A 16,305-nucleotide genomic window follows, 5' to 3' on the forward strand; every position below is an offset into this window, starting at 1 on the left:
TTTGCCAGTTGGGTTATCAGTGCTATTATTTTGCGCGTTTATGACTTTCGGAAAATAGTATGCCAAAGATAAGCCGTTCAGCACTAGTGCCGTTTAGTGCTGAACAGATGTACAAACTGGTCAATGATGTTGCCTCGTACCCTGCATTCTTACCGGGCTGTACGGGGAGTCGAGTGCTTTCCTCCTCGGAGGGTGAGATGACTGCTGCGGTGGATGTATCCAAAGTTGGTATCAGTAAGACATTCACCACACGTAATACATTGACGCACAACCAAAATATCAATATGCAACTGGTCGATGGCCCATTTCGTCAGTTAGGCGGTGACTGGCATTTTACACCGCTGAGCGCCGATGCCTGTAAAGTCGAGCTACATCTGGAGTTTGAATTCACTAATGCACTGATAGAACTCGCTTTTGGCAAAGTGTTCAAGGAGCTGGCGGGGAATATGGTGCAGGCGTTCACGCAGCGTGCGAAAGAGGTTTATCGTGTCCGAAATGCGTGTTGATGTGGTTTATGCGTTGCCTGAACGCCAGTATCTGCGTACGGTGACGTTGGATGAAGGAAGTACCATTGAGCAGGCTATCGTTGCATCGGGCCTGCTGGAACTCCGCCATGATATTGATTTACAGGTGAATAAAGTCGGTATTTATAGCCGGGCGGCTAAACTGACCGATGTGGTGCAGGATGGTGACCGCGTGGAAATTTATCGTCCGTTAATTGCTGATCCGAAGGAGCTTCGCCGCCAGCGTGCCGAGCGCGCAAAGAATAGGGTATGATTTTGCGTTAAGAATAGGTGTCACTAGAGTCGAACAATCGATTTTATATGCGCCATAGAACATGGGTTTCAGCGGTTACGGCGAAGCGCTGCGCAACAACGTTTTATTATCTTATAGCGTTGGTGTAACGAGTCTTCCTTGCCCCTTTCGCTCGCCGATTTCCGATGATAAAAAAGATCGCAAATTGGTACTAATATGATGGCTGTCGTCAACGAAAGCAGGAAAAGGCATGATTACCGATATTCTGGCCATGAATCTTCAGGTTGTTTTCTGTGGCATTAACCCAGGTCTGTCGACGGCCCATTACGGCTATCACTTCGCTAATCCTAATAATCGTTTCTGGAAAGTAATCCACCAGGCAGGTTTTACCGAACGGTTGCTTGAACCCGCGGAAGAGCGGCATTTGTTGGATACAAAATGCGGTATCACTATGTTGGTTGAACGTCCAACGGTTGAAGCGACTGAACTTGGGCGAAATGAGTTGCAAAAAGGTGGCAATGTGCTGATCGAGAAGATGACTCACTATCAACCACAAGCGCTGGCCGTGCTGGGGAAGCAGGCGTTTAGCCGGGCGTTTGGTATAAAAAGGGTCGCCTGGGGGCGCCAGGATCTGACTATTGGCGAGACGCAGGTTTGGGTATTGCCGAATCCTAGCGGATTGAATCGTGCGACGCTGGCGTCGTTGGTTGCATCCTATCAGGAATTATATCAGGCGTTGCGGCATCATTAGGTTTGGGAATTTGCAGAAGAAAAGATAACCCCAGCGCACCGGGGTTATCTGACGAGTGAATTACCTAAGGGATAAATTAGTCATCCAGGAAGCTACGTAGCACTTCAGAACGACTTGGGTGGCGCAGTTTACGCAGCGCTTTCGCTTCGATCTGACGAATACGTTCACGCGTGACGTCAAACTGTTTACCCACTTCTTCCAGTGTATGATCGGTGTTCATATCAATACCGAAACGCATGCGTAGGACTTTCGCTTCACGCGCAGTCAGGCCGGCCAGCACATCGTGTGTAGCAGAGCGTAGACTTTCTGATGTGGCAGAGTCCAGCGGTAGTTCCAACGTCGTATCTTCTATGAAATCGCCTAAATGTGAATCTTCATCGTCACCAATTGGCGTTTCCATAGAAATCGGTTCTTTCGCGATTTTAAGCACTTTGCGGATTTTATCTTCCGGCATCAACATCCGTTCGGCTAACTCTTCCGGCGTTGGTTCGCGGCCCATTTCCTGCAACATCTGGCGAGAGATGCGATTCAGTTTGTTGATCGTTTCGATCATATGTACCGGAATACGGATGGTGCGAGCCTGATCGGCGATAGAGCGAGTAATTGCCTGACGGATCCACCAGGTCGCGTAAGTTGAGAATTTATAGCCACGGCGATATTCGAATTTATCCACCGCTTTCATCAAACCGATATTGCCTTCCTGAATCAAATCAAGGAACTGCAAACCGCGGTTGGTGTATTTTTTCGCAATAGAAATAACCAGACGCAAGTTGGCTTCGACCATTTCTTTTTTAGCACGACGCGCCTTTGCTTCCCCGATCGACATACGGCGGTTGATATCTTTAACTTGCTCGATCGTCAGGCCGGTTTCTTCCTCGATCTGCCGCAGCTTTTGCAGACTGCGAGTGACATCTTCTTCAACGTCTTTCAGCTTTTCAGACCATGGCTTACCCATGGCAACCGCTGCAATAAACCAGGTATTGTTGGTTTCATTGCCGGTAAACATGGTGACGAAGTTTTTCTTCGGCATTTTGCAATGCTCAACGCACAGCTTGATGATTAAGCGTTCCTGAGTTCGTACGCGATCCATCATTGAACGCATGCTATTGACAAGGAAATCAAACTGTTTTGGTACCAAACGGAACTGTTTGAAGACTTCAGACAGGTTTAAGATTTCCTGTGCCGCCAGCGCATGACTACGACCGTAGGTTTTGATTGCCTGGCGGGTCGTTTCATATTGCTCACGCAATTGGGTGAACTTCTCACGAGCCAGTTCAGGATCAATGCTGTTATCGTCGTCTTCCTCGTCGTCTTCCTCGTCATCATCGGTGATTTCGTCGTTTGAAAGCTCGGAGCCAACGTGCGTTGCGGTAGGGGCGATATCCTCTTCCGCATTAGGATCGACAAAGCCGGTGATCAAGTCGGATAGGCGACTTTCGCCCGCTTCGACACGATCGTATTGTTCCAGTAGATAGGTAATGGCTTCTGGATACTCCGCAACAGAGCACTGAACCTGATTGATACCGTCTTCTATTCGCTTGGCGATATCAATCTCGCCTTCACGGGTCAACAGTTCAACGGTACCCATCTCACGCATGTACATTCTAACCGGATCGGTGGTGCGACCGATTTCCGATTCAACACTAGATAGAACTTGCGCAGCAGCCTCTGCCGCATCTTCATCGGCGTCATTGGTGTTTTCGGCTAGCAACAGATCGTCTGCATCCGGTGCTTCTTCCATCACCTGGATGCCCATGTCATTAATCATCTGGATGATATCTTCGATCTGATCCGAATCGATGATATCTTCCGGCAGATGGTCATTGACCTCAGCATAGGTCAGGTAGCCTTGCTCCTTACCACGGGTGACAAGTAGCTTTAGCTGTGACTGCGGGTTTTGCTCCATAAGACGGTATCCACACTTCAGAGTATTTGGGTTGGTGTCGGTCAGCGTAGTTCGCTAACAATAGCATTAGGGGGATTTTTCTTATCGCCGCTGCCCCCTGTAGCGGCTCTTTGCAGGGGCAACCCTGCTATTGATCGGCAATTAAGCCTCTTTAATCAGTGTCTTCTGGCCAATGCCAGTTGCAACGACCAAAGCTCTTTTTTTTCTTTGGCGTTTAACCCGTGCGTTCTATCACGGGCTATCAATGTTTCTTGTCGCTGTCTCAATAGTTGATCGTAGAGCTCTGCCAAGCTGATTCTGAACTTCTCGTCGAGCTCTTCTTCAATGATCATATGGTCCCATGAGGCCATCGTTTCAAGCTGCTTGTGGTATTTGCTGTCACGGTATTTTTCCAGCAGCAACCCCATATTCATCCCTGGGCTGGCATTACAGGTTTTTACTAGATCCTGAAATAACGTTAAACCGGCGACTTTGTCTTCTTCAATCCCTTCCAGTGCCAGGTCGGGAACCTCTGCGGCTAGCCTCGGGTTTTGTACTAAAAGTCCTATGAGTATACGCATAGTTGTAACTTTTAGCTGTGGCGGTTGGTAGGATTGCGCTGGTTCTGACACTTTTGGCAGCAATTTTTCCAACTGACTATCGTCTAAAATTCCCAATTTATTACCGAGTTGCTGACGCAGATACAGTCGAAGCGTTTCTCCCGGTACCTGGCCTATCAACGGCAAAGCTAACGAACTGAGTTTGGTTCGACCATCGGGCGAACTCATGTCCACCTGCTGTTGCAAGGTTTCAAACAAAAATTGTGACAACGGATGGGCCTGCTCCATGCGCTGCTCAAAAGCAAGCTTGCCTTCTTTACGTACCAAGGTGTCTGGATCTTCACCGTCTGGCAGGAACATAAAACGTAACTGGCGACCATCATTCAGATAAGGTAGCGCAGTTTCCAATGCGCGCCATGCCGCTTCGCGTCCGGCGCGGTCCCCGTCGTAACAACAAACCACCTGATCTGTGGCACGAAAGAGTAACTGGATATGTTCGGCTGTTGTTGAGGTACCCAACGACGCTACCGCATAATCAATGCCAAACTGCGCCAGCGCGACCACATCCATATAGCCCTCGACAACGAGCAGTCGCTTTAGCTGAACGTGATTTTGCTGCGCTTCATATAGCCCGTAAAGTTGGCGACCTTTATGAAAAATCTCCGTTTCAGGCGAATTAAGGTATTTGGGTGTGCCGTCACCCAATACCCGCCCCCCAAAGGCGATGACTCTGCCTCGTTTGTCACGAATGGGAAACATCACCCGCTCGCGGAAACGGTCATACATTCGGCCTTGATCGTTAGTCACCAGCATACCGGCATCGTTCAATGAGCTGCGATCATCGCGACTACTGCCAAAACGTTTTAAAACGTTATCCCAACCGGGAGGGGCAAAGCCAATCGCAAAATGGTTAATTACTTCTGCGCTTAAACCACGCCGTTGCAGATACTGTAACGCGGGTACTCCCGCTGATTCATTCAACGCTTGTCGATAGAACTCGTTAATGCGTCCCATCAATTCGTAAAGACTTTGTCGTTGGTGCCGTGCTAATTGGGTTGTGCCAGTACCCGTTTCATAAGGCACCTCAAGGCCGTATTGGGTAGCCAGTTCTTCAATGGCTTCAACGAATTCAAGGCGATCGTAATTCATTAAAAAATCAATAGCGTTGCCGTGTGCGCCGCAGCCAAAGCAATGATAGAACTGTTTATCACTGTTTACGGTGAAAGAAGGGGTTTTTTCATGATGGAAAGGACAACACGCATGATGGTTTTTGCCCTGCTTTTTTAGTTTGACGCGCGCGTCGATAAGATCGACGATGTCGGTGCGAGCAAGCAGGTCATTAATAAATACACGTGGGATTCTTCCAGCCATAAGCCCCTGATGTATATCGTTTTGTAAAAAATTACATCGGATATAACTTATAAACGACAACAAGCCGCGCTTCCTTTCGGAAAGCACGGCCTTCGTATGCAACTGCTAAGTCTGCGGATTAATCACGCGTTGGAGGCGATTCCTCCAAAAATTAATACAGACGAGTGCGGCGTGCGTTTTCTCGAGCCAATTTCTTTGCGTGACGTTTCACTGCAGAAGCTTTAGCACGTTTGCGTTCGGTCGTAGGTTTTTCATAAAATTCACGACGACGAACTTCAGCTAAAACACCCGCCTTTTCACAGGAACGCTTGAAGCGACGCAGAGCAACGTCGAACGGCTCGTTTTCACGTACTTTAATTACCGGCATGTGCCTCTCACCTTAAATAAATTCGGTTTGCCGCTGGCCTTGTGCCAGCCTTTTCAAAATGGTGCGGAATTCTACTGCAAACCCGACACCTTTGTAAAGTGTCGTAGCGATCATAAAACGCCCAATGGTGGTCAGCGCAGAAAACAAGGCGATTATGGTAGACTATCTCCAGCCTGAAGCAAGCGACATTAAATGAATATGTGTTTGCGTAGTCATTAAAGTAGGAATAGCAATGCGTGTATTAGGTATCGAAACATCCTGTGATGAAACTGGCGTGGCCATCTATGACACAGAAACCGGTTTGCTTGCTAATCAATTATACAGTCAGATCAAATTACATGCTGATTATGGCGGTGTAGTGCCTGAGCTCGCCTCACGCGATCATGTACGCAAAACGGTGCCACTCATTCAGGCTGCACTCAGTGAAGCTGGTTTGGCGGCCAGCGATATTGATGGTGTGGCTTATACTGTAGGCCCGGGGTTGGTAGGCGCGCTATTGGTGGGGGCGACTGTTGGCCGCTCTCTGGCGTTCGCTTGGGGGGTGCCAGCAATCCCAGTACACCACATGGAAGGGCATTTGCTGGCGCCAATGCTGGAAGATAATCCGCCCGAGTTTCCTTTTGTGGCACTGTTGGTTTCTGGTGGTCATACACAACTCATCAGCGTGACGGGCATTGGAAAATACCGTCTTCTTGGCGAATCGATTGATGACGCGGCGGGTGAAGCGTTTGATAAAACAGCGAAGCTATTGGGGTTGGATTATCCCGGTGGGCCAATGTTGTCAAAAATGGCACAATCTGGCGATCCCCATCGTTTTACGTTTCCGCGTCCAATGACCGATCGCCCAGGATTGGATTTTAGCTTTTCCGGCCTTAAAACGTTTGCCGCCAATACCATTCGCAACCACGGAGATGACGATCAAACTCGTGCCGATATTGCGCGTGCATTTGAAGATGCTGTTGTGGATACCTTGGCGATCAAGTGTCGTCGCGCATTGGATGATACCGGATTTAAACGACTTGTTATGGCCGGTGGTGTGAGTGCAAACCGGACGCTGCGCCAGCGCCTAGGTGAAGTGATGGCAAAACGCGGTGGTGAAGTATTTTATGCGCGGCCTTCATTTTGCACGGATAATGGCGCGATGATTGCCTATGCAGGTAGCGTACGTTTGCGTCATGGTACGAGTGAGACGCTGAGTGTATCAGTCAGGCCACGTTGGCCGCTGGCGGAGCTGTCTGCGGTATAAGTGTCAAGCGCGATGGTTGCTACGTGTTGCTAATCTACACGTAGCGGAAATGGGCGAGCTATAGACTGTAGCGAGCGTTACGCTAACAGTTATAACTCTTGCTCGAAGAGTATCAAAATGGCTTCGTAGAGTTGTTTGACACTGAAATTTCTTGCTGGGGTGGTAAAGATCGTGTCATCACCGGCGATGGTACCTAAGATCCCTTCAGATTTTCCCAGGGAGTCTAGTAGGCGGGCAATGAGTTGCGCAGCGCCTGGGCTGGTATGGATGACGACGACTGCATCGTTATAATCTACGTCTAATACCAGGTTTTTCAATGGGCTAGATGTCGTAGGAACACCCAGTTCGGCGGGAAGACAATATACCATTTCCATCTTCGCATTACGTGTGCGTACCGCGCCAAATTTTGTTAGCATGCGTGATACTTTAGACTGGTTAATGTTTTCAAACCCTTCGTCTTGCAATGCCTGAACAATTTCACTTTGGGAACTGAACTTCTCTTCCTTTAACAGCGCTTTGAACGATTTAACGAGATCTTCCTGCTTTGTCGAGTTTCGCATTCTGCACCGGATAAGTTGTTGTAGAGATATTGGTTATTATGCATTTTTATGCATTTTTATGCAATTAATTTGCGTATAATTCCAATGCATTGCGCTACATCGGTGTCAATCAATGTTTTCAAATTAATCCACCGCGTGGAATATTTGAAAAGCGTGCTTAATGCTATAAATATGTAGATAATTTATCAGTTTTTATCGGCGCGCTTAGCACGCTCAAATTAATATAATGGCGTGTATTGATTGTTTTTTGTGAACACGCTTCTCATTTTTGATCGCCGGCCTATTAACTTTAGTTACCTTTCAAACGGAAGGGTGCTTTTAGTTTATTATTAGTGACATAGCAATTTTTATTTCTTGCTTCTTTGCTGAGCAGAAAGGTACGTAGACTTAACTTACACTTATGATGTATTTTTTTTAATTTATTGAATTAGAATGATTTTTTATTTTACGATAATAAGGAGTTTAGGATGAAAGTTGCAGTTCTCGGAGCGGCAGGCGGCATCGGTCAGGCACTCGCACTCCTCCTCAAAACCCAGCTTCCTTCTGGTTCAGAATTATCTCTGTACGATATTGCTCCTGTTACACCAGGTGTCGCTGTTGATCTGGGCCATATCCCTACCGCTGTAAAGACGATAGGTTTTAGCGGTGAGGATGCTAAACCCGCGCTTATTGGTGCGGATGTTGTGCTGATTTCTGCCGGGGTGGCGCGAAAACCTGGTATGGATCGTTCTGATTTATTTAACGTTAATGCCAGCATTGTGCGTAATTTGGTTGAACAAATTGCTGTTGTTTGCCCGAAAGCTTGCATTGGCGTGATTACGAACCCTGTGAATACTACTGTGGCTATCGCTGCCGAAGTGCTAAAAAAAGCAGGAGTATATGACAAAAATAAACTGTTCGGCGTCACCACGCTGGATGTTATCCGCTCTAATACGTTCGTCGCTGAGTTAAAAGGTAAACTGCCGCAGGAGATTAATGTGCCCGTGGTGGGGGGGCATTCTGGTGTGACAATTTTGCCGCTACTGTCTCAGGTTCCTGGTGTCGAATTCAGCGAGCAGGAAGTTATTGAACTGACTAAGCGTATTCAGAATGCGGGCACAGAAGTTGTTGAAGCCAAAGCAGGGAGTGGGTCTGCGACATTATCTATGGGGCATGCCGCAGCCTGTTTCGGCCTCTCCCTCGTCAGAGCACTGCAAGGCAAAAAGGAAGTAGTGGAATGCGCATATGTTGAGAGTGATGGTGAATATGCCCGCTTCTTCGCGCAGCCGGTCCTGTTAGGAAAAGACGGGATTATAGAGCGTAAAAAAATCGGCTCATTAAGTGCTTTTGAGCAAAACGCGCTTAACACCATGCTGGATACGCTAAGGCAGGATATTGAATTAGGCGAGGCGTTTATCAAGAAGTGATGATGATCACCCTTGGATGCATATTAAAAAAAGGCCGGAGAGAGAATCTCCGGCCTTTTTTTAATCGGGGCGAATGAGTTTCTTTCTATCGATAAGTTTATTGGTTTCAGGATCGTAGTACCGACTTGGCCAAATCTCAGATGGATGTATTCCCAATGCATCGGCAATCAGCCATTCTCCTTTAGGCCAGGGGCGAGAGAGTGCGTTAGCTAACGTCGATGAACTTAATCCGGCCGCTCGCGATACCGCCGCCAGCGTCGTGTTTTTTTTGCGCAGTGCAGCAATGATATCAGCAGGGTGCCAGTCTTGTTTCCTTGAAATCATAATCCTTCCCTTATTTGCTATAAGACGACTGTAAATTAGTGGTATAAATAACGGATATTAGTTACGTGTTGGACTAACATGCCGTTATTAATAGGAAATAATATAGCATTAGATTTCCTTAAAATTCCCAATTAATTTCCAAATAAGCACGTTTTTGTTAGGGACGGCACTATCAGGATGAAAGGCGATGAAAAAAGAGTGGTTTGCTACCAACGAATTGGTTGGAGTCGGTGGCCTTCCTAAATCCAGACAAGGATTGAATAAGCGCGCTCGTGAAGATGGGTGGGAGAAACGCCGTCGCAAAGGTGTCCAGGGAAGGGGCGTTGAGTACTCAATTCACAGCTTGCCGGATACGGTAAAGACAGCACTATTACGCGAAATTGAACCTTCACCGTATTCTGAGAAACAGCCAGCCTCTCTAGCTGTATGGATGAAGATCTATCAACAATTATCTGAAAAAGAAAGAGATAACCTAATTTCTTATATTTTACGAGTTGGCGTGTCAGCAACGTTACGCCAGTTGGGTATTACGCCGTCAAGTGAAGATGGCGTCTCATCCACGGAGATTGATTGATCGATTGGACGCGTGCTGGCCGATCGCTCGTTTTGTGGTGCAAAAGCCGATGCTGTTTTTTGCGACTTACCGCCTCGTGCGGACGCAGTGCCACCTGTTATTAATTGGATTGAGACTATCTCTTTATGCTTTAGGTGTTATCGTAACGCGTAAATGTTAGTTATTTGGGTAATAATGGTCTATTATATGGAAACTTTTGGGCGAGTTGACGTACTGCCTGTTCAAAACAAACAAAGGAGTGACGAGTGTGGACAAAGAATGGTTTACAACAAGTGAGCTGGTCGGCGTAGGTGGATTGCCTAAATCACCGCAGGGGCTGAACAAACGGGCACGTGATGACGGCTGGGAAAAGCGTCGGCGGAAAGGAGTTCAAGGACGAGGTGTCGAATATTCTATTCGTAGTTTGCCGAGCGAGGTCAGACAATCTCTTTCTATGAAGGAGAATCCGCCAACAGAGTATTATCGCATCGATAATGAGCCGACATTACTATCTTCATGGGTGCATATCTTTCATCAGCTTTCCGTTGATGAAAGAACCCGACTAATTAATTTCATCTTAAGGGAAGGGACGATAGCGATGTTGTCTCGTCTGGATACTGGCACATCTGGCCAGACTGATTAATTTGCAAATGTGCGGCGCCGTTTTACAGTGCCGCATAGAGAGAAATTAAGCCCGCATAATATTTGCCAAGCGCGGTTAGAAATCGCGCTTGACAGCAAGGTGAGCAAGCCCCTCTAGCGCAATACGGTATGGCGTTTCCGGTAGTTGCTGTAGAGATAGAATCGCTTTATCTGCCTCTTCTTCAGCTCGCTTACGCGTATATTCAAGCGATCCACACTGCTGCATTGTCGCAAGAACGGTGTCGAGCAGATGACGTCCATTTCCTTCTTCAATCGCCTTACGAATTAACGAACTTTGTTCCTTGTTACCCTGTCGCATCGCGTGTAGTAGCGGCAATGTTGGCTTACCCTCATTGAGATCATCACCTGTGTTTTTGCCCAGAACGTTACCATCCGCGCTGTAATCTAGTAGATCGTCAATCAATTGAAACGCAGTGCCCAAGTATCGACCATAGTCCTTTAGCGCATTTTCCTGCTCTGGCGTTGCACCTGCAAGAATAGATGAAGATTGCGCCGCAGCCTCAAACAAACGTGCTGTTTTACTATAAATAACACGCATATAGCTTTCTTCGGTAATGTCCGGGTCATTGCAATTCATTAACTGTAAGACTTCGCCTTCAGCAATGACATTCACAGCTTCTGACATTAGGGCTAGCACGCGCAGCGATTCGAGGCTGGTCATCATCTGGAATGCTCTGGTATAGATGAAATCACCAACCAACACGCTCGCGGCGTTGCCAAAGGCGGCATTTGCGGTTGCTTTGCCCCGACGCATGTCGGATTCATCTACCACATCATCATGTAACAATGTTGCGGTATGGATGAATTCAATCAATGCAGCAACAGTGATATGTTTATCGCCGGCATAGGCGAGCGCTCTGGCGGCAAGTACCGCAATCATTGGACGTATCCGCTTCCCTCCGCCGTCAATGATGTAATGGCCAAGCTGATTAATCAAAACGACGTCGGAATTTAGGTGTTTGAGAATGACATCATTCACCGCCGCCATATCTTGCGCAGCCAATGTTGTTATTTGTTCTAGATTCATGATTTGTGCCAACGTATGTCTTCAACACTGCCGTAAAATTGCGGTTGCATATCGGCAAGACGGAACTTATTACGCCGATTGTACTTGAAAAATGAGAGAGATAAACGGCAGTTCACTCGTTGTTCTCTTTTTCTTCGCATACGTTGATTCTGCTCTTGTCATGTGTAGTGTTTTTGCGTAGAATTCGCGCCCTATTATGAATATTTATAGTGCGCTCTGAAACATATTAATGGGTGCGCGGAAAGCGGAGTTTTATATGTACGCAGTTTTCCAAAGTGGTGGTAAACAACACCGAGTAAGCGAAGGGCAAACCGTTCGCTTGGAAAAGCTGGACATCGCAACTGGTGAAGCCGTTGAGTTTGACCAGGTTCTGATGGTTGCCAACGGTGAAGAAATAAAAATCGGCGTTCCTTTCGTCGATGGCGGTAAGATCAAGGCTGAAGTCGTTGCTCATGGTCGTGGCGAGAAAGTGAAGATCGTCAAGTTCCGTCGCCGTAAACACTACCGTAAGCAAGCAGGTCACCGTCAGTGGTTCACTGATGTGAAAATTACCGGCATTAGCGCTTAAGATTAGGAGAGCGGATTAAATGGCACACAAGAAAGCTGGCGGTTCAACCCGTAATGGTCGCGATTCTAACGCACAACGTTTAGGTGTAAAACGTTTCGGCGGTGAGAGTGTACTGGCAGGTAACATCATCGTTCGTCAACGTGGTACCAAATTCCATGCAGGAACTAACGTTGGTTGCGGGAAAGACCATACTCTGTTCGCTTTGACTGATGGTAAAGTTCAGTTTGAAGTTAAAGGCCCTAAAAATCGTAAATTTATCAGCATCGTTGCTGCGTAATTTTTCGCATTAGGTCTTACAGATTTAGGCCCCGCATTCTTTGCGGGGCTTTTTACGTTCTGGATCTGAGCCAACCATTTGGATAAGTATGAACACTAAACAGCAGACGGGGATCGGGTTTTGTCTGGCGCTGGTTACGGCAGTATGCTGGGGGGCATTACCGATAGCCATGAAACAGGTTCTGATAGTCATGGAACCTTATACTGTTGTTTGGTATCGTTTTCTTATTGCGTCCATAGGGCTTGGCATCATTTTGTCTTCTCGTCATAATCTGCCGCCGATACGGATTTTTCGTCATCGTCGTTGGTGGATTTTGTTACTTGTTGCCACGGCAGGGTTGTTAGGCAATTTTGTTTTCTTTAGTTCGTCTTTACAGTATCTGAGTCCAACGGCGTCCCAGGTTATTGGGCAACTCTCCCCGGTTGGGATGATGTTCGCCAGTGTGCTTATCTTAAGAGAAAAAATGCGTGGTACACAGGTGATTGGCGCAATTATGCTGATCTGTGGCCTGACTATGTTTTTTAACACTAGCCTTGTTGAGATTTTTACCCGCTTGACGGACTACACGCTGGGCGTACTGTTAGGTGTTTGCGCAGCGACGGTATGGGTAGCTTATGGCGTCGCACAGAAGGTACTATTACGACGTCTAACATCAGCGCAAATTTTGTTCTTACTATATGTACTGTGTGTCATCTTCATAACGCCTTTTGCTAAGCCTGATGTTATTTTCCAGCTTAGTGGCTGGCAACTTATATGCCTGCTGTTCTGCGGTGCGAATACATTGATTGGCTATGGCGCGCTGGCTGAGGCAATGGCGCGTTGGCAGGCGTCGCAGGTAAGCGCTGTCGTTACGCTGACACCGTTGTTTACATTGCTATTTTCCGATTTACTCGCGTTAGCGTGGCCAGATTTTTTTATCGCTCAGGCGCTGAATTGGATCGGCTATCTAGGGGCTTTTGTCGTTGTTGCCGGCGCGATGTTTTCGGCTATCGGACATCGTTTATTCCCTGGAAAGAAAGATCTCGTGCCGCCGTTGATGCCGCAAAAGTAGTTGAAAGAAGGCCGATTACATCTAGTTGAGGGTGTGTTTGCTTATTCTGTAGCGGTGCTTATTTTTAATACAGATGAAATTATGTAGGCAGACAGGTACAATCTACCCACTTTGCCAGGATATGTTCTGGTGCAATATTTTTCTAATGGCAGGTAGAAGTGCATTACACGCCATAAAATTAAGAAATTACCCAGAAAAACCAATAACAAGCTTAAAACACATAGGTATGCTCTATTGGTTTTTTGCGGAGAGAATCAATGAAGTTTGTAGATGAAGCCACAATACTTGTTGTGGCGGGCGATGGCGGCAACGGTTGTGTTAGCTTTCGCCGCGAAAAATATATTCCTAACGGTGGCCCAGATGGCGGCGACGGTGGCGATGGCGGTGACGTTTACCTGCTGGCTGATGAAAATCTTAATACGCTGATTGATTATCGGTTCGAAAAATCTTTTCGCGCAGAGCGAGGGCAAAACGGACAAAGCCGCGATTGTACCGGCAAACGTGGTAAAGATATCACGATTAAGGTTCCTGTTGGTACGCGTGTTCTGGATCAAGGAACAGGAGAGGTACTCGGCGATATGACGCACCATCAGCAGAGACTGATGGTGGCGAAAGGGGGATGGCATGGTTTAGGCAACTCGCGTTTTAAATCATCTGTTAATCGCGCCCCCCGCCAAAAAACGAACGGTACAAAAGGCGAAGAACGTGAGCTGATGTTAGAGTTGCTGTTATTGGCGGATGTGGGGATGCTTGGCTTGCCTAATGCAGGCAAATCAACTTTTATCCGTGCCGTTTCGGCAGCTAAGCCGAAAGTCGCCGATTATCCGTTTACTACGTTGGTTCCTAGCCTTGGCGTAGTGCGCATGGATAGCGAGCAGAGCTTTGTTGTGGCAGATATCCCTGGCTTAATTGAAGGCGCTTCTGACGGGGCGGGATTGGGCATTCGCTTTCTAAAACATCTTGAGCGTTGCCGCGTACTGTTACACTTGGTTGATTTAGCGCCGGTAGATGAGTCTGATCCAGTTGAAAATGCCAAAGTCATTATCAACGAGTTAGAGCAGTATGGTGCAGGCTTGGCAGAAAAACCACGTTGGCTGGTTTTTAATAAAATAGATTTGATTGATAAGGCTGAGGCGGAAAAACGGGCCAAAGATATCGCCACCGCACTAGGTTGGGATGACAAGTACTATCTGATTTCTGCTGCCAACCGCGAAGGCATTACCCCACTGTGCTGGGATGTGATGAGCTTCCTGAAAGCGAACCCGAAAATAACAGCGATGGCTGAAAGTGCGACGGAAAAAGTCGAGTTCATGTGGGATGATTATCATCGCGAACAACTGGCCGAAGTAGAAAAAGAGGCTGAAGAAGAATGGGATGATGATTGGAACGATGAAGATGATGAAGGCGTTGAAATTATTTATCAAAAATAACGCATTTTTCCACTAGTACATCTCTTACTGTCGCGGCTTTACCTTAATGGGTAAGGCCGCGTTGTTATTAGTTACTTTGATAAATATCTTTGTAAAGGCGACTTTCAAATCTGACCAGCGGAACACGGCGTGTGCGCTGATCTTCTGGCGGCACGGCATAGCCAGACAGGAACTGAACGAATGCCATACGCTGACCACTTGCGGTGGTTATGAATCCAGCCAGATTGTATACGCCTTGTAATGCCCCCGTTTTAGCTGAAACCTTGCCATCGACTCCTGCCTCATGCAAGCCACCCCGATATCGTAATGTGCCGTCGTAACCAGAGAGCGGAAGCATCTTAATAAAATTCAACGTATTATCATGCTGCGCGATGTACTGTAATACCTGCATCATCGTTTCCGGCGAAATCAGGTTATGCCGCGACAGGCCCGAACCATCAACAATAATACTGTTTCCTAAATTTATTCCCGCCTTCTGACGCAAAATTTGACGCACGGCATCTGCACCAGCACGCCATGTTCCTGGCACATCAAAGCGTTGACGCCCAATGGTTCTAAAGACGGTATCGGCAATCATATTGTCCGATTTTTTAAGCATCACGGTAAGCAGATCATGCAACGGCGCTGATTGTGTTTGAGCCAGCACATTACCCACTGAGTTCGGCTGCGTCTGTCGACGAAGGTTACCTCCAATACGGATAGATGCCTGTTGGAGTTCATCTTTAACGATAGCACCGGCATAGCTAGCGCCATCTTGGATTGCAAACGCTAGCGGAAGAGGGTCACTACGTTGAGTCAGGCAACCGGTAAGTGTGAAACGATTCAACTCTCCGGGAACCACATCCAACTCACAGTACTGTGCATCAGGGGATCCGTTAGCCAGCGTGCGCACTTCGCTGAACATTTGTACTGGGTAATAAGATGCAACGCGGATAAACGCGTTATCACCAACTTTAGGCGCGCTGTAAAGTGAAATAGAAAAACAGTTACGATCGACAATTGCTGCACCTGGCGGGGCACTGAAACACTGCGTCATGTCGTTCCATGGCCAGCCTGGGGCTTTATCGTGGCTGGCAAAAACGGAAGTATCGATTAGCACATCCCCTGATATTTGCTGAATCCCTCGTTTTCTTAATTCCTGAACCATATTCCGAATTTGCTGACGTTTTAGGGTAGGATCGCCACTAAATCGTACGATCAGGTTACCGTTTAAAACCCCACCGGTGAGGGATCCATGGCTTTCCATTGTGGTGATAAATCGGTAATCTGGGCCTAATTGCAATAATGCAGCTAAAGCGGTTATCACCTTCTGTGTACTGGCAGGAAGTGCCATTTGCTGGCTATTGAAGGCCGTTGTGGGTGTTGTTGCGCCAACCTTTTGTACCAATAGCGCCAAATTGGCGCCGTCTGGCAAATATTGACGATAATCCTCAATAGAAGCTGCCTTGGCATGCAGAACAAAAGCGCAGGCTAATCCGGTAACAATCGATGAAAAACGCATAATCTCAGC

General features: G+C 47.3%; 18 protein-coding genes. 11 read left to right on the forward strand and 7 right to left on the reverse strand.

The window, feature by feature from the left end; all coding sequences use genetic code 11:
* The first annotated feature begins 59 nt into the window (after positions 1 to 59).
* From RFN81_RS03195 to mug, 3 genes are all read left to right on the forward strand, one after another.
* Complete coding sequence (locus RFN81_RS03195) at positions 60 to 506, forward strand: type II toxin-antitoxin system RatA family toxin (RefSeq protein WP_264497751.1); 447 nt, start codon at positions 60 to 62, stop codon at positions 504 to 506.
* Positions 487 to 777 carry an RnfH family protein gene (locus tag RFN81_RS03200; protein WP_264497752.1) on the forward strand — a complete coding sequence of 97 codons (291 nt, stop codon included), beginning with the start codon at positions 487 to 489 and terminating at the stop codon, positions 775 to 777. The genes RFN81_RS03195 and RFN81_RS03200 overlap by 20 nt, the downstream gene beginning before the upstream one ends.
* A gap of 229 nt (positions 778 to 1,006) precedes the next feature.
* Entirely contained in the window at positions 1,007 to 1,507 is a 501-nt protein-coding gene (gene mug / locus RFN81_RS03205; RefSeq protein ID WP_264497753.1) for a G/U mismatch-specific DNA glycosylase, read from the forward strand.
* A 76-nt stretch (positions 1,508 to 1,583) separates the two neighbouring features.
* On the opposite strand, the gene rpoD is transcribed toward mug, so the two are convergent.
* The 3 genes from rpoD to rpsU all read right to left on the reverse strand — a co-directional run bounded on the left by rpoD (position 1,584) and on the right by rpsU (position 5,690).
* Positions 1,584 to 3,413 carry an RNA polymerase sigma factor RpoD gene (rpoD, locus tag RFN81_RS03210; RefSeq protein ID WP_264497754.1) on the reverse strand — a complete coding sequence of 610 codons (1,830 nt, stop codon included), beginning with the start codon at positions 3,411 to 3,413 and terminating at the stop codon, positions 1,584 to 1,586.
* 155 nt (positions 3,414 to 3,568) lie between these two features.
* Positions 3,569 to 5,323: a DNA primase gene (gene dnaG / locus RFN81_RS03215; RefSeq protein ID WP_264497755.1), complete on the reverse strand. Its 1,755-nt coding sequence runs from the start codon at positions 5,321 to 5,323 to the stop codon at positions 3,569 to 3,571.
* Between the two features lie 151 nt (positions 5,324 to 5,474).
* Positions 5,475 to 5,690, reverse strand: a complete 216-nt coding sequence (gene rpsU / locus RFN81_RS03220) for a 30S ribosomal protein S21 (protein ID WP_001144069.1) — start codon at positions 5,688 to 5,690, stop codon at positions 5,475 to 5,477.
* 232 nt (positions 5,691 to 5,922) lie between these two features.
* Between rpsU and tsaD the strand changes: the two genes are divergently transcribed.
* Positions 5,923 to 6,936, forward strand: a complete 1,014-nt coding sequence (gene tsaD, locus RFN81_RS03225) for a tRNA (adenosine(37)-N6)-threonylcarbamoyltransferase complex transferase subunit TsaD (RefSeq protein ID WP_264497756.1) — start codon at positions 5,923 to 5,925, stop codon at positions 6,934 to 6,936.
* Between the two features lie 89 nt (positions 6,937 to 7,025).
* Here the strand turns inward: tsaD and argR are convergent, their stop codons facing one another.
* Complete coding sequence (gene argR, locus RFN81_RS03230; RefSeq protein WP_264497757.1) at positions 7,026 to 7,496, reverse strand: transcriptional regulator ArgR; 471 nt, start codon at positions 7,494 to 7,496, stop codon at positions 7,026 to 7,028.
* A gap of 467 nt (positions 7,497 to 7,963) precedes the next feature.
* On the opposite strand from argR, the gene mdh reads away from it, so the two are divergent.
* Complete coding sequence (mdh, locus tag RFN81_RS03235) at positions 7,964 to 8,902, forward strand: malate dehydrogenase (RefSeq protein ID WP_264497758.1); 939 nt, start codon at positions 7,964 to 7,966, stop codon at positions 8,900 to 8,902.
* A gap of 60 nt (positions 8,903 to 8,962) precedes the next feature.
* Here the strand turns inward: mdh and RFN81_RS03240 are convergent, their stop codons facing one another.
* Complete coding sequence (locus RFN81_RS03240) at positions 8,963 to 9,226, reverse strand: helix-turn-helix domain-containing protein (RefSeq protein ID WP_264497759.1); 264 nt, start codon at positions 9,224 to 9,226, stop codon at positions 8,963 to 8,965.
* A gap of 187 nt (positions 9,227 to 9,413) precedes the next feature.
* Between RFN81_RS03240 and RFN81_RS03245 the strand changes: the two genes are divergently transcribed.
* Both RFN81_RS03245 and RFN81_RS03250 read left to right on the forward strand, forming a co-directional pair.
* Positions 9,414 to 9,800: a DNA-binding protein gene (locus RFN81_RS03245; protein WP_264497760.1), complete on the forward strand. Its 387-nt coding sequence runs from the start codon at positions 9,414 to 9,416 to the stop codon at positions 9,798 to 9,800.
* Between the two features lie 247 nt (positions 9,801 to 10,047).
* Positions 10,048 to 10,422 carry a DNA-binding protein gene (locus RFN81_RS03250; protein WP_264497761.1) on the forward strand — a complete coding sequence of 125 codons (375 nt, stop codon included), beginning with the start codon at positions 10,048 to 10,050 and terminating at the stop codon, positions 10,420 to 10,422.
* Positions 10,423 to 10,497: 75 nt separating this feature from the next.
* On the opposite strand, the gene ispB is transcribed toward RFN81_RS03250, so the two are convergent.
* Positions 10,498 to 11,469, reverse strand: a complete 972-nt coding sequence (gene ispB / locus RFN81_RS03255) for an octaprenyl diphosphate synthase (protein ID WP_264497762.1) — start codon at positions 11,467 to 11,469, stop codon at positions 10,498 to 10,500.
* Between the two features lie 256 nt (positions 11,470 to 11,725).
* Between ispB and rplU the strand changes: the two genes are divergently transcribed.
* From rplU to cgtA, 4 genes are all read left to right on the forward strand, one after another.
* Positions 11,726 to 12,037 (forward strand): 50S ribosomal protein L21, encoded by a 312-nt coding sequence (rplU, locus tag RFN81_RS03260; protein ID WP_010283026.1) that lies wholly within the window; start codon positions 11,726 to 11,728, stop codon positions 12,035 to 12,037.
* Between the two features lie 19 nt (positions 12,038 to 12,056).
* Positions 12,057 to 12,314, forward strand: a complete 258-nt coding sequence (gene rpmA / locus RFN81_RS03265; protein ID WP_264497763.1) for a 50S ribosomal protein L27 — start codon at positions 12,057 to 12,059, stop codon at positions 12,312 to 12,314.
* 88 nt (positions 12,315 to 12,402) lie between these two features.
* Entirely contained in the window at positions 12,403 to 13,365 is a 963-nt protein-coding gene (locus RFN81_RS03270) for a DMT family transporter (protein ID WP_264497764.1), read from the forward strand.
* 257 nt (positions 13,366 to 13,622) lie between these two features.
* Positions 13,623 to 14,795 (forward strand): Obg family GTPase CgtA, encoded by a 1,173-nt coding sequence (gene cgtA / locus RFN81_RS03275; protein ID WP_264497765.1) that lies wholly within the window; start codon positions 13,623 to 13,625, stop codon positions 14,793 to 14,795.
* Between the two features lie 67 nt (positions 14,796 to 14,862).
* Here cgtA and dacB read toward each other — a convergent pair whose 3' ends face one another.
* Positions 14,863 to 16,296: a serine-type D-Ala-D-Ala carboxypeptidase gene (gene dacB / locus RFN81_RS03280; RefSeq protein WP_264498861.1), complete on the reverse strand. Its 1,434-nt coding sequence runs from the start codon at positions 16,294 to 16,296 to the stop codon at positions 14,863 to 14,865.
* Between the last annotated feature and the right edge of the window lie 9 nt (positions 16,297 to 16,305).

Source organism: Pectobacterium cacticida (genome assembly GCF_036885195.1).
GTDB lineage: Bacteria > Pseudomonadota > Gammaproteobacteria > Enterobacterales > Enterobacteriaceae > Pectobacterium > Pectobacterium cacticida.